Source organism: Agrococcus sediminis (genome assembly GCF_007923295.1).
Lineage (GTDB): Bacteria > Actinomycetota > Actinomycetes > Actinomycetales > Microbacteriaceae > Agrococcus > Agrococcus sediminis.
In genome coordinates this window covers 477,021-490,296 of the sequence record NZ_VOIR01000011.1, presented here as the reverse complement: position 1 = coordinate 490,296, position 13,276 = coordinate 477,021, and the positions used below count along the sequence as shown (strand labels likewise).

General features: G+C 76.3%; 10 protein-coding genes. 5 read left to right on the top strand and 5 right to left on the bottom strand.

Annotated features, from left to right (window positions below):
* Positions 1-29: 29 nt before the first annotated feature.
* Positions 30-458: an SRPBCC family protein gene (locus FQ330_RS02740; protein WP_192575818.1), complete on the bottom strand. Its 429-nt coding sequence runs from the start codon at positions 456-458 to the stop codon at positions 30-32.
* Between the two features lie 193 nt (positions 459-651).
* On the opposite strand from FQ330_RS02740, the gene argG reads away from it, so the two are divergent.
* From argG to FQ330_RS02725, 3 genes are all read left to right on the top strand, one after another.
* The gene (argG, locus tag FQ330_RS02735; protein WP_146355018.1) at positions 652-2,073 is read left to right on the top strand and encodes an argininosuccinate synthase; all 1,422 of its coding nucleotides are present in this window, start codon (positions 652-654) and stop codon (positions 2,071-2,073) included.
* An 89-nt stretch (positions 2,074-2,162) separates the two neighbouring features.
* Positions 2,163-2,492 carry a YciI family protein gene (locus tag FQ330_RS02730; RefSeq protein ID WP_128190129.1) on the top strand — a complete coding sequence of 110 codons (330 nt, stop codon included), beginning with the start codon at positions 2,163-2,165 and terminating at the stop codon, positions 2,490-2,492.
* Complete coding sequence (locus FQ330_RS02725; RefSeq protein WP_146355016.1) at positions 2,480-3,793, top strand: RNA polymerase sigma factor; 1,314 nt, start codon at positions 2,480-2,482, stop codon at positions 3,791-3,793. The genes FQ330_RS02730 and FQ330_RS02725 overlap by 13 nt, the downstream gene beginning before the upstream one ends.
* Here the strand turns inward: FQ330_RS02725 and FQ330_RS02720 are convergent.
* From FQ330_RS02720 to FQ330_RS02710, 3 genes are read right to left on the bottom strand one after another with little or no spacing between them, the layout of a single operon-like run.
* A complete protein-coding gene (locus FQ330_RS02720; RefSeq protein ID WP_146355014.1) occupies positions 3,763-4,464 on the bottom strand; it encodes a glycosyltransferase in 702 nt (233 codons plus the stop codon). The two genes, FQ330_RS02725 and FQ330_RS02720, sit on opposite strands and share 31 nt — an antisense overlap.
* Positions 4,461-5,777, bottom strand: coding sequence for a bifunctional PIG-L family deacetylase/class I SAM-dependent methyltransferase (locus FQ330_RS02715; RefSeq protein ID WP_192575817.1), 1,317 nt, complete (start codon positions 5,775-5,777; stop codon positions 4,461-4,463). The genes FQ330_RS02720 and FQ330_RS02715 overlap by 4 nt, the downstream gene beginning before the upstream one ends.
* Entirely contained in the window at positions 5,774-6,835 is a 1,062-nt protein-coding gene (locus FQ330_RS02710) for an acyl-CoA/acyl-ACP dehydrogenase (RefSeq protein WP_146355009.1), read from the bottom strand. Before FQ330_RS02710 ends, FQ330_RS02715 begins: the two co-directional genes overlap by 4 nt.
* 52 nt (positions 6,836-6,887) lie before the next feature.
* Here FQ330_RS02710 and FQ330_RS02705 point away from each other — a divergent pair, with 52 nt between their 5' ends.
* Positions 6,888-11,588 carry a DEAD/DEAH box helicase gene (locus tag FQ330_RS02705; RefSeq protein WP_146355007.1) on the top strand — a complete coding sequence of 1,567 codons (4,701 nt, stop codon included), beginning with the start codon at positions 6,888-6,890 and terminating at the stop codon, positions 11,586-11,588.
* Between the two features lie 28 nt (positions 11,589-11,616).
* Positions 11,617-12,414 carry a DNA-formamidopyrimidine glycosylase family protein gene (locus FQ330_RS02700; protein WP_146355005.1) on the top strand — a complete coding sequence of 266 codons (798 nt, stop codon included), beginning with the start codon at positions 11,617-11,619 and terminating at the stop codon, positions 12,412-12,414.
* 201 nt (positions 12,415-12,615) lie between these two features.
* Here FQ330_RS02700 and FQ330_RS02695 read toward each other — a convergent pair whose 3' ends face one another.
* A complete protein-coding gene (locus FQ330_RS02695) occupies positions 12,616-13,269 on the bottom strand; it encodes a TrmH family RNA methyltransferase (protein WP_146355003.1) in 654 nt (217 codons plus the stop codon).
* Between the last annotated feature and the right edge of the window lie 7 nt (positions 13,270-13,276).

The following is a 13,276-nucleotide window of genomic DNA, read 5'->3' as shown; positions in this document are numbered from 1 at the left end:
TGCTCCTCTCGTTGGGTGGTGGAGGCAGGCTAGGCCGCCTTCTCGAACGCTTCCTGCACGAGCGTGCGGAAGCGCAGCAGACCGCAGCGGATGGTGCGCTCGTCGAGCGGCTTCGCATCCGCCGGCGCGCGGTCGTCGCCGCGCGGGGCCCAGACGACGCGCACCATCATGCAGGTGCGGCCGTCGTCGAGGTCGGTGAGGTCGCCCCACCACCCCATCGTGGCGAGGTCGACGCTCACCCACGCGATGCGGCGGTCGGGCACCCGCTCGGTGATGAGCGCGTAGAAGCTCGGCTCGACGCCCTCGATCGAGACGCGCCAGCGCAGCCGCTCCTTCGTCTCGGCGAAGACCGACTCGACGCCCGTCATGAAGCTCGGGAAGCGCTCGAAGTCCGTCCACATGCGGAAGACCTCGTGGCGCGGGGCGTCGATCTCCAGTCGTTCGTCGACCTGCAGCATCGCTTCCTCCAACCAGCCGCCCGTGGCGCTCGGCCCGGGAACGTCCGTTGTCCCCCAAGGCCCCACCATGGCACCGGATCCTGAACGTCACCAGAGGGCGCGTCCCGGCGTGTCCGTGAGCATCGCTCGACCGGGACGGGCGTGCGGAGACCGGCGGCACCGCGCGCATCCGCCCCGAACGTAGGATTGAGGCATGTCCAAGGTCCTCTCCTCCCTGCCCGTCGGCGAGCGCGTCGGCATCGCCTTCTCGGGCGGCCTCGACACGTCGTGCGCCGTCGCGTGGATGCGCCACAACGGCGCCGTGCCCTTCACGTACACCGCCGACATCGGGCAGTACGACGAGCCCGACATCGACGCGGTGCCCGGCCGGGCCGGCGAGTACGGCGCCGAGGCCGCGCGCCTCGTCGACGCGAAGGCCGCGCTCGTCGAGGAGGGCCTCGTCGCGCTCGCGACCGGCGCGTTCCACATCCGCTCGGGCGGGCGCATCTACTTCAACACCACGCCGCTCGGCCGCGCCGTGACCGGCATGCTGCTCGTGCGCGCGATGAAGGAGGACGACGTCGAGATCTGGGGCGACGGCTCCACCTACAAGGGCAACGACATCGAGCGCTTCTACCGCTACGGCCTGATGGCCAACCCGGCGCTGCGCATCTACAAGCCGTGGCTGGACGCGCGGTTCGTGCGGGAGCTCGGCGGCCGCAAGGAGATGTCGGAGTGGCTCGTCGCGCACGGCTACCCCTACCGCGACGCGACCGAGAAGGCCTACTCGACGGACGCGAACATCTGGGGCGCGACGCACGAGGCGAAGACGCTCGAGCACCTCGACACGTCGATGGAGATCGTCGAGCCCATCATGGGCGTGCGCTTCTGGGACGACGCGGTCGAGATCCCCACCGAGGACGTCGCGATCCGCTTCGAGGCCGGACGCCCCGTCGCGATCGACGGCCAGGAGTTCCCGGATGCGGTGGCGCTCGTGCAGGAGGCCAACGAGATCGGCGGTCGGCACGGCCTCGGCATGAGCGACCAGATCGAGAACCGCATCATCGAGGCGAAGAGCCGCGGCATCTACGAGGCGCCGGGCATGGCGCTGCTGCACATCGCCTACGAGCGCCTGCTGAACGCCATCCACAACGAGGACACCGTCGCGACCTACCACGAGCAGGGCCGCCGGCTCGGGCGCCTCATGTACGAGGGCCGCTGGCTCGACCCGCAGTCGCTCATGCTGCGCGAGTCGATCCAGCGCTGGGTCGGGTCGTCGGTGTCGGGCGAGGTCGTGCTGCGGCTGCGCCGCGGCGAGGACTACACGATCCTCGACACCCGCGGCGAGGGTTTCTCGTACCACCCGGACAAGCTGTCGATGGAGCGCGTCGGCGACGCGGCCTTCGGCCCGGAGGACCGCATCGGGCAGCTGACGATGCGCAACCTCGACATCGCCGACTCTCGCTCGCGGCTCGAGGGCTACGCGGCCGCCGGGCTCATCGAGGGCGAGACGAAGGCGCTGCTCGGCGCGCTCGAGGCGGGCCGCGCGGAGGAGATCATGGTCTCTCCCGACGCCGACCCCGAGGCGCTCGAGCAGTGGAACGACCGCGCCGCGATGGACCTCGGCACGGACTGATCCCGACTCGGGGCCGGCCAGGTGTCCTCCCAGGCCGCGCCCATCCGTCGTGCACTTGCATGCAAGGCACCGGACCACGAGGAGGACCCATGCGCTACGTGCTGTTCATCTGCACCGATCCCGACGGCGAGCCGTACGACCCCGACACCGACGACCCCGGCTCGTGGGTCGAGGCGCTCGAGGCCGACGGCAAGTACGTGCTCGGCGACCGGCTGCGGCCCGTCGAGGACGCGACGACCGTGCGCGTGCGCGGCGGCGAGACGGTCGTGACCGACGGCCCGTTCACCGAGAGCCGCGAGTGGATCGCCGGCTTCGACATCATCGAGGCCGACGACCTCGACGAGGCCGTCGCGGTCGCCGCGCGGCACCCGATGGCGCGCTTCGGCCGCGTCGAGGTGCGGCCCGTGTGGCCGTTCTAGGCGCCGACCACGCGGCGGCCGCGGTGCGCGCGGTCGCCGCCTCGGAGCACGGCCGCATCCTGGCGACCGTGATCGGCGCGACGGGCGACTGGGCGATCGCCGAGGACGCCGTGCAGGACGCGCTCGAGCGGGCGCTGGCGCGGTGGCCGGAGGACGGCGTGCCCCGCAATCCCGCGGCGTGGATCACCACCGTCGCGCGGCGTCGCGCCATCGACCTGCTGCGCTCGCGCGGGGCGGCCGAGCGGGCCGCCGCCCGGCTCGCGGCCGAGCCGGCGCTCGACGACGAGCCCACCGAGCGCTCGGCGTTCCCGCACGGCGACGAGCGGCTCGCGCTCGTCTTCACCGCCTGCCACCCGGCGATCGCGCCCGACGCTCGCGCGGCGCTCGCCCTGCGCACCGTGCTCGGCGTCTCGATCGAGCGCCTGGCGCGCCTGTTCGGCGTCGGCGAGGCCGCGATGCAGAAGCGGCTCGTGCGGGCGCGCGCCAAGATCGCGCACGCCGGCATCCCCTACCGCGTGCCCGGCCCCGCCGAGCTGCCCGCGAGGGCGGAGGGCGTGCGGCAGGTGCTCTACGGGCTGTACGCGATCGCGCACGCCGAGCCGACCGGCGACGACGCCGACGGCAGCGCCGCCGACGAGGCCATCCGCCTCACCCGGCTCTGCCGCTCGCTCATGGCGGAGGGCACCCACGAGCGCCTTGAGCTCGACGGCCTGCTGGCGCTCATGCTGCTGCAGCACGCGCGGCGCGCGGCGCGCACGAGCGACGACGGCACGCCCGTGCCGTTCGTCGAGCAGGACCGCGCCCTCTGGCACGCCGAGGCAGCCGCCGAGGGCCTCGCCCTCGTCGACGACGCGCTCGCGACGGCCGCGCAGGGCGGGGTGCCGGGCGGCAGGCACCTCGTGCAGGCGGCGATCGCCGCCGAGCACATGCGCCCGCTGCTCCCCGCGAGGATCGACCACGAGCGCGTCGTCGAGCTGTACCGCGTGCTCGAGCGGATCGACCCCTCGCCGCACGTGACGCTGAACCGCGCGATCGCGCAGGCCAACGCGGGCGACGCCGCCGCCGGTCTCGACGCGCTCGACGGCCTGCGCCCCGCGCTCGACGGGCACCCCCTGCTGCACGCCGCCCGCGGCGACCTGCTGGCGCGCCTCGGTCGCGACGCCGAGGCGGCGGCGTGCTTCCGCGCCGCGGCCGACCTCGCACCGGGCGAGCGGGAACGGCGCGGCTACCGCGACGCGGCGGCGGCCGCGGACGCGCGCTGCGAGACCGGTCAGGCGCAGTCGGACAGCGCGGCGAGGTAGCTCGCGAAGCCGCCGCGCACCCGGCTGCGGGTGCGGCCCGAGGTCACGACCGCGGCGCGCTCGACCGCGTCGGCGACGGCGCCCGCCCCGCGGAGGCGCGCGACGAGGTCGACATCCTCGTGCAGGCGGACGGGGGCGAACCCGCCGACGCGCGCCAGCGCATCCGCCCGCACCCCGAGGTTCGCCCCGTGCACCGACGCGCCCACCGGGAGGTGGTCGTGCGCCGCGCGCCAGGCGGCGAGCGCACCGGGCGGCAGGTGCGCGGCGTCGGGCTCGACGCGACCGACGAGCAGGTCGGCGCCGGACTCCGCGGCGTCGGCGTGGTCGAGCAGCCACGAGCGCGGCACGACGCTGTCGGCGTCGGTCGTCGCGATCCAGCTGCGGCCGTCGGCGGGATCGGCGCCGAGTCCGTGCTCGACGCCGCGCTGGCGGGCGACGCCGACGGCGGCGGCGTCGATCTCGAGGACCTCGGCGCCCGCGGCGCGTGCGACGGCGGCCGTGGCATCGGCGCACGCGTCGGCGACGACGACGAGGCGCACCTCGATCTCGGGCCTCGCCTCGGCGAGCGCGGCCGCTGCGGCGTGCACGCTCGCGACGCACGCGGCGACCGTCCCGGCTTCGTCGCGCGCGGGCACGACGACGAGCAGGCGGCGGATGCGCGGGGCGCTCACGCGGGCACCAGCACGTCGACGAGGAAGCGCTCGTCGCGGTGCTCGACGATGCGGCGGAGGCCGGGCACGCCGGCGGCGAGCGCGTGCACCTCGTCGGCCGAGGCCAGGAGGTCGTCGCCCTCGCCGCGCCAGTGGCACAGCACGACGTGCGCGCCGCGGTCGCGCGCCTGCTCGACGAGCCCGCGGAGCACCCGCGGCTCGACGTAGGAGCCGATCTCGCTGAGCACGACGAGGTCGACGGCGGCTGCCGGGAGGCCCTGCTCGACCGCGCGGTGCTCGACCCAGGCGTTCGCCGCGCCCGCGATCGTGCGGCGCGCCTCGGCGAGCGCGGGGATCGAGGCGTCGACGCCGAGCGCGCCGTCGCAGCGGCCGGCGAGCTCGGCGGTGAGCGTGGCGGTGCCGCAGCCCACCTCGAGCGCCAGGCGGTAGCGCTCCTCGGGCAGCGCGGCGAGCACGACCTGCCGCTTGCGCCGCTCGTACCAGGAGTCGCGGGTCGACCAGGGGTCGCCCTCGCCCGCGTAGCGGTCGTCGAAGGCCGTCGCGGCGGCGGGCGGCGCGAGCAGCAGCCACTCGTCGCCCGCGAACCGCTCGAGCATCGTCGGCGTGAGCACGGCGCGGTCTGCCGGGTGCGGCGAGAGCGGCGCCACCTGCGAGCGGTGCGCGGCGATCGCCGTCGCCTTCGCGGCGCGCGCGACGTCGTCGAGCGGCACCCGCCGCAGCGCCGCGCCGTCGAAGAGCCCCGGCTCGCCCCACAGCCACGACCAGATGGGCGCCCACGCGCACGCGCGGCCGAGCTCCCGCGCGACCGCGGCCGACGCATCCCCCACCGCCTCGTGGTCGGGATGCCCGTCGTGCGCCCAGGGCGCGACGACGAGGCCGTCCTCCGGCAGCGCGGCGACGAGCGGCGCGATCGCCGTCACGAGCTCACGCCGCCGCTCCTGCAGCGCGCCGTCGGGCAGCCCGAGCCGCACGATGCGGGCGCCGAGCCCCGCGAGCGACGCCTCGTGCTCGGCGCGCCGGAGCCGCGCGAGCGCGGTCGGGTCGACGGTCGGCGACCCCGGGTGCGAGCCCTCGCCGTCGGTCGCGACCACGACGGTGACGGCGGCGCCGCGCCGGGCGGCGGCGAGCATCGAGCCGTAGGCGCCGAGCACCTCGTCGTCGGGGTGCGCGGCGACGACGAGCAGCGCGCTCGGCTCGGCCTCGAGCACCGCCGCATCGCGGAGCGCCGCGCTCGCGAGCCAGTCGGCGTGGGCGGTGCCGGCGTCGGCGCCGTCGAAGCGCGGCGGACCGCCGGCGGGCCCGGTCGCGCTCACCACGCGCGGCCCGCGCGGTCGGCGACGAGCGCGGCGCCGAGCGACGCCTGGTCGCGCTCGGCGTGGTGCTGCCGGACGTAGAGCTGCAGGTCGGCCACCCGGCGGGCGTGCTCGGCGTCGAGCGCGAGCGGGCCGGGGCCGAGCGCCCTGCCGACGCGCGCGAGCACCTCCTCGACCGCGCGCGCGACGATGCCGCGGGTGCGGAGCGCGAGCATGCCCGGGTCGTCGACGTCGCCCGCGTCGATCCGTCGGGCCGCGTCGGCGAGCGCCAGGCGGGAGGCGGTGAGCGCCTCGTCGACCGCGCCCAGGTGCGCGAGCCGCAGCGGCGCATCCCCCGCGCCGTCGAGCAGCCGCCGCGCCACGGCCACCGCACCGCCGTGCCAGCACGCGGCGACGCCGATCCCGCCCCACGCGAAGCCGGGGCGGCGCAGGTACCAGCCGGGCTCGCCCACCGGCGTCGCCGCGGCGCCGTCGAAGCGCACGGGGCCGGAGGGGATGCCGGTGAGGCCGCGCGCGTGCCAGGCGCCGGCGACGGGCTCGACGCCGTGCTGCCGCAGGTCGACATCGACGAGCACGCGCTCGTCGCCCTGCCACGCCGACACGAGCGCGCGGTCGAGCCGGTCGGCGAGCGAGCACCAGGGCTTCTCGCCCGTCAGCCGGCCGCCCTCGAGCTCGAGGCGCATGCCGGGGCCCTCGGCGGCGAAGACGCCGTAGGCGCCGGGGTGCGGCTCGACGCCCGCCTCCGCGAGGATCGCGACCGCGTCGAGGTGCGGCTCGACCGCCCGCGCGACCTCGAGGTCGTGGGCGCCGAGCGTCGCGAGCGCCTCGAGCCGCTCGGCGGTCGCGTCGGCCGCGGGCAGCGGCACGGCGGCGGCGAGCGCCGGCGCGGCCCGGAGCGCGGCCGCCACGTCGCTCGGCAGCGCACCCGACGCATCCGCCGCGAGCGCCGCGCCGGTGCCGCGATCGATCGTCACCGCCGCCGCTGGCGAGGGGTCGGCGCCGGCCACCTCGACGGAGGCGGAGCGCGGGATCGGGGCCGGGTGGGCGAGCGCGTGCATCCCTCCATCCTTCCCCGGTCGTCCCCCAAGGCGGCTGTGCTGTACTGAGCCGGTGGGCGACGCGCTCGAGCTGTTCTCCCCCGCGACCAGGGCGTGGTTCACGGGGGCCTTCGCCGCTCCCACCCCCGCGCAGCAGGAGGCGTGGACCTCGATCGCGCGCGGCGATCACACGCTCGTCGTCGCCCCGACGGGCTCCGGCAAGACGCTGGCCGCCTTCCTCTGGTCGATCGACCGGCTGCACCGCGAGGACGCCGAGCCGCACGCCGAGCGCGAGCCCGGCGTGCGGGTGCTCTACGTCTCGCCGCTCAAGGCGCTCGCCGTCGACGTCGACCGCAACCTGCGCGCACCCCTCGCGGGCATCGCCGCGCAGGGGCGCGCCGACGGCGCCGAGCCGCCGCCCATCCGCATCGGCCTGCGCACCGGCGACACCCCGCAGGAGGAGCGCCGAGCCCAGGCGAAGCACCCGCCCGACATCCTCATCACGACTCCCGAGTCGCTGTTCCTGCTGCTCACGAGCCGCGCCCGCGAGACGCTCCGCACCGTCGAGACGGTGATCGTCGACGAGATCCACGCGGTCGTGCCGACGAAGCGCGGCTCGCACCTCGCGCTCAGCCTCGAGCGGCTCGACGCGCAGCTCGCGCGGCAGGCGCAGCGCATCGGCCTGTCGGCGACCGTGCGGCCCATCGAGGAGGTCGCCGCGTTCCTCGGCGGGCCGGCGCCGGTGACCGTCGTCGCACCGCCGAGCGACAAGCGCATCGAGCTCACGATCACCGTGCCCGTCGACGACATGACCGACCTGCGCGCGCCGCAGCAGCGCGAGCGGGCCGGCTCGCCGCCGACCGGCAGCGCCTTCGGGGCCGTCGACCAGCCCGAGCAGCAGTCGATCTGGCCGCACATCGAGCGCGAGGTGCTCGAGCTCGTCGACCGGCACCGCTCGACGATCGTCTTCGTCAACGCGCGCCGCGCCGCCGAGCGGCTCACCGCCAAGCTCAACGAGCTCGACGCCGAGCGCCTCGACGCGCTCGAGGCGGAGGCGGCGGATGCGCCCGAGGGCGCCGGGGACGGCGTCGTCCTGCGCGACGTGGCCGAGCACATCCGCCTCCGCCTCGCCGAGCGCGCCGCGGCGCGCGAGCACGGCGAGAGCGCCGACGCGGAGGCGCCGCCGCTCGCCCGCGCCCACCACGGCTCGGTCTCGAAGGAGCAGCGCGCCGAGATCGAGGACCAGCTGAAGTCGGGGCGGCTGCGCTGCGTCGTCGCGACCTCGAGCCTCGAGCTCGGCATCGACATGGGCGAGGTCGATCTCGTGGTGCAGGTCGAGTCGCCGCCGTCGACCGCGAGCGGGTTGCAGCGCGTCGGCCGCGCCGGCCACTCGGTCGGCGACGCGTCGCGCGGCGTGCTCATCCCGAAGCATCGCGCCGACCTGCTGCACGCGACGGTCGTCGCCGACCGGATGGCGCGCGGCGAGCTCGAGCCCATCCGCATGCCGCGGCACCCGCTCGACGTGCTCGCGCAGCAGACGGTCGCGGCCGCCGCGATGGACGAGCTCGTCGTCGACGACTGGTTCCAGACCGTGCGGCGCTCGGCGCCCTTCGCGCAGCTGCCGCGCAGCGCGTTCGACGCGACGCTCGACCTCATCTCGGGCGTCTACCCGAGCGACGAGTTCGCCGAGCTGCGCCCGCGCGTCGTGTGGGATCGCGACGCGGGCACGATCACCGGCCGGCCGAGCGCGCAGCGCATCGCCGTCTCGAGTGGCGGCACGATCCCCGACCGCGGCCTGTTCGGCGTCTTCCTCGCCGGGCAGGAGGGCCGGCCGGGCGCGCGCGTGGGCGAGCTCGACGAGGAGATGGTCTATGAGTCGCGCGCGGGCGATGTCTTCGCGCTCGGCGCGACGAGCTGGCGCGTCGTCGACATCACGCACGACCGGGTGCTCGTCGTGCCCGCGTTCGGCGAGGTCGGCAAGCTGCCGTTCTGGCACGGCGACGCCGAGGGGCGGCCCGCCGACCTCGGCCGCTCGATCGGCCGCGCGACCGCGGCGCTCGCCGCCGGCACCGGCATCGACCTGCCGCACTCCGACGAGCGGGCGATTCGCAACCTCGACGCCTACGTGCGCGACCAGCTCGCCGCGACCGGCGCGGTGCCGACCGACGCGCAGCTCGTCGTCGAGCGCTCCCGCGACGAGCTCGGCGACTGGCGCCTCATCGTCCACTCCCCGTGGGGCCGGCGCGTGCACGCGCCGTGGGCGCTCGCGATCGACCGCCGGCTGCGCGAGGACCGCGACCTCGGCGCTGCCGCGATGGCCTCCGACGACGGCATCGTCATCCGCATCCCCGACTCCCACGCCGACCCGCCCGGCGCCGAGCTCATCCGCTTCGAGCCCGACGAGCTCGAGCGCATCGTCGAGACCGAGGCTGGCGGCACCGCGCTGTTCGCGAGCCGATTCCGCGAGTGCGCGTCGCGCGCGCTGCTGCTGCCCAAGCGCGACCCGTCCCGCCGCGCGCCGCTGTGGCAGCAGCGGCAGCGGGCGGCGCAGCTGCTCGACGTCGCGAAGCGCTACCCCGACTTCCCCATCGTGCTCGAGGCGCTCCGCGAGGTGCTGCAGGACGCCTACGACCTCCCGGCGCTGCGCGACCTCGCCGAGCGGCTGCAGCACGGCGACATCCGGGTCGTCGAGGTCGAGACGCCGAGCCCCTCCCCCTTCGCCCACCACCTCCTGTTCGGCTACGTCGGCGCGTTCCTCTACGAGGGCGACGCGCCGCTGGCCGAGCGGCGCGCTGCCGCGCTCACGCTCGATCCGGCGCTGCTCGCCGAGGTGCTCGGCCAGTCGGCGCTCCGCGAGCTGCTCGACGAGGAGATCGTCGCCCGCACCGAGCTCGAGCTGCAGCGGCTCGCGCCCGACCGCCGGGCGCGCGGCGTCGAGGGCGCTGCCGACCTGCTGCGGCTGCTCGGCCCGCTGACGGTCGAGGAGCTCGCGGTGCGGCTCGAGGGCGTGCCGGGCGCGACCGTCGAGGCCGGCGAGCCGGTGACGGATGCGGCGGATGCGTCGGCACCGGATGCGTCGGCACCGGATGCGTCACGTGCAGCCCCCGGGCACCTCACGATCGCCGGCGCGGCCGCGATCGCCGACGAGCTCGTCGCCGCGCGGCGCGTCGTGCGGGTGCGGATCGGCGCCGACGAGCGGCTCGCCGCGATCGAGGACGTCGCGCGGCTCCGCGACGCGCTCGGCGTGCCGCCGCCGCCCGGGGTGCCCTCGGCGCTGCTCGACGCGGTCGCCGACCCCATCGGCGACGTCGTCGCCCGGCACGCGCGCACGCACGGTCCGTTCACGGTGGAGGAGGCATCCGCTCGCCTCACGCTCGCGCCCGCGGTCGTGCGCTCGGCGCTCCGCGCGCTCGAACGGCAGGGGCGCGTCGTGCCGGGTGCCTATCGCGCGCGCGGCACGGGCGAGGAGTGGATCGACGCGCAGGCGCTCTCGCGGCTCAAGCGCCGCAGCCTGCAGGCGCTGCGCAGCGACGTCGAGCCCGTCGACCACGCCGTCTTCGCCGACCACCTGCTCGCGCACCAGCGGGTGACGCGGCCGCTCTCGGGCGTCGACGGGCTGCTCGAGGCGATCGACCGGCTCGACGGCACGCCGCTCCCGCTCAGCGCCCTCGAGACGCTCATCCTGCCCTCGCGCGTGAAGGACTACCGGCCGTCGATGCTCGACGAGGTGACCGCCGCCGGGCTCGTCACGTGGGTCGGCGCGGGCGAGCTCAGCGCGCGCGACGGGCGCATCGTGCTGCGCGCGGCCGACACCGTCGAGCAGCGCCGCGACCTCGAGCACGACGACCCCGAGGCTGCGGCGATCCTCGCCGCCCTCGGCGAGGGCGGCGCGCTCTTCGCCCGCCAGCTCGGCGACATGGTCGCGCTCGACCCGGCGCGGCTGGCGGATGTGCTGTGGCCGCTGGTGTGGGCGGGTCGCGTGACCAACGACACCATCGCGCCGATGCGCGCGCACCTGCTGGGCGTGCGGGCGCGCACGGCACCGGCGCCCAGCCGACGCGCGGCACCGGCGAGCCGCCGCCGCATCGGGCTCGCCCGACCCTCCCGCACCGACGCGATGCCGCTGCTCGCGGGCCGCTGGCTGCTGGCGTCGAAGCCGGCGGGCGCCCCGACCGAGCTGGCCGCCGCCACCGCCGACGCGCTGCTCGCGCGCTACGGCGTCGTGACGCGCGGCAGCGTCGTCGCCGAGGACGTGCCGGGCGGGTTCCACGGCGTCTACCAGGTGCTCAAGGCCTTCGAGGAGGCCGGGCACACGCGGCGCGGCTACTTCGTCGACGGGCTGGGCGCCGCCCAGTTCGCGGACTCCCCGGTGGTGGATGCGCTGCGGGCCCGGCAGTCGAGCGGCCCGAGCGACGCGATCGCGACGGTCTCGGCCGTCGATCCCGCGAACCCCTTCGGCGCTGCGCTGCCGTGGCCCGAGGCGCGGGGCGACCACCGTCCCACGCGGCGGGTCGGGTCGCTGACGACCATCGCCTCCGGGCGGCCGGTGCTGCACCTCGAGCGCGGCGGCAAGTCGCTGCTGACCTTCGCCGAGGACGACGAGCTGCTGGTGCGAGCGCTCGAGAGCCTCGCGGATGCGGTGGCGCGGCTCGGAGGCCGTCGGCGCGTGCTCGAGCAGGTCGACGGGCGCTCCTCGCTGCAGGCCGACCTGGCGCCCGTCTTCGAACGGGCAAACCTGCGCCGCACGCCCCGCGGCTACCGGATCGGGCCGTGATGCGCTGGACGATCGCGGCGGCACGCTGATGCCCGAGGGCGACACGATCTACCGCGCCGCCGTGCGCCTGGGCGCGGCGATGGCCGGGCGCGAGCTGCTGCGGAGCGACTTCCGAGTGCCCTCGCTCGCCACCGCCGACCTCGCCGGGGAGCGCATCGACGAGGTGCGAGCCGTCGGCAAGCACCTGCTGATGCGCGGCGAGCGCTTCACGATCCACTCGCACGCCGGCATGGACGGGCTCTGGCACGTGCTCGAGCCCGGTCGCCGCGCGCCCGTCGCGACCCACACCATCCGCGTCGTGCTCGCCACCGATCAGCACGAGATCGTCGGGTCGAGCCTGCCGGTGCTCGAGCTGCTGCCGCGCGCGGGCGACCTCGCCTCGCTCGACTACCTCGGCCCCGACCTGCTCGACGAGGGATGGGACGAGCCGATGGCCGCGGAGGCTGCGCGGCGGCTGCGCGCGACCGGTGCGCCGGTGGGCGTCGCACTGCTCGACCAGCACGCCGTCGCCGGGCTCGGCAACGTGTACCGCGGCGAGCTGTGCTTCCTGCGCGGCGTGCACCCGGCGACGCCCGTGGGCGAGGTCGACGTGGAGCGGCTCGTCGCGCTCGCGCGGCGGCTGATGGTCGCCAACCGCGAGCGCACCGAGCGCACGTTCACGGGCGACACGCGCAACGGTCGGCGGACGTGGGTCTACGGCCGCGGCGGCCAGCCGTGCAGGCGGTGCGGCACGCGCATCAGGGATGCGCAGCTCGGGCTCGAGGACGGGATGCTGCGGCAGGTGCAGTGGTGCCCGAGGTGCCAGCCGGAGCCGGCGGCCGCCTAGCGACTCTGCCCCGCGGCGCGCGCTCCCGACGGCCGTCCGCACAACGCAAGCCCGGCGACGAGGAGCAGCGGGCTGGGGGTGGCAGCAGCAGCGTTCGCCCCGCGAACAGGCTGAGGTGCTTGCGTTGTGCGCGGGCGGGGCGAGCCGGGGCGGGGCGGGGCGGGGACTTCGAGACGGCTGCGGGCTGCGGGCGCGGTCTGCTCAGCCGGCGGGACGGCCGGCGGCGTGCACGCGGATCCACTCGTGCATGACGATGGCGGCGGCCGCCGCGGCGTTGATCGAGCGGGTCGAGCCGAACTGGCGGATCGCGACGTGCGCATCAGCCGCCGCGACCGCCGCCTCGGTCAGCCCCGGCCCCTCCTGACCGAACAGCAGCACGCAGCGCTCCGGCAGCGGCGCCGCGTCGACGGGCACGCTGCCCTCGGTGTTGTCGACGGCCACGACGGTCAGGCCCGCACCGCGCGCCCACGCGGTGAACGCATCCGTCGTCTCGTGGTGCAGCACGTGCTGGTAGCGGTCGGTCACCATGGCGCCGCGCCGGTTCCAGCGGCGCTTGCCGATGATGTGCACGGCGGATGCGGTGAACGCGTTGGCGGTGCGGACGATCGACCCGATGTTGAGGTCGTGCTGCCAGTTCTCGATCGCGACGTGGAAGGGGTGGCGGCGGGTGTCGAGGTCGGCCACGATCGCCTCGTGCCGCCAGTAGCGGTAGCGGTCGACGACGTTGCGCCGGTCGCCGTGCTCGAGCAGCGCGGCGTCGAGGCGCTCGTCGCTCGGCCACTCGCCCGCGAACGGCCCGACGCCGACGGCCAGCTGGGGCTCGTCGGCGTCGGGGCCGGTCACCGGTGGCTGCATGCCTCCA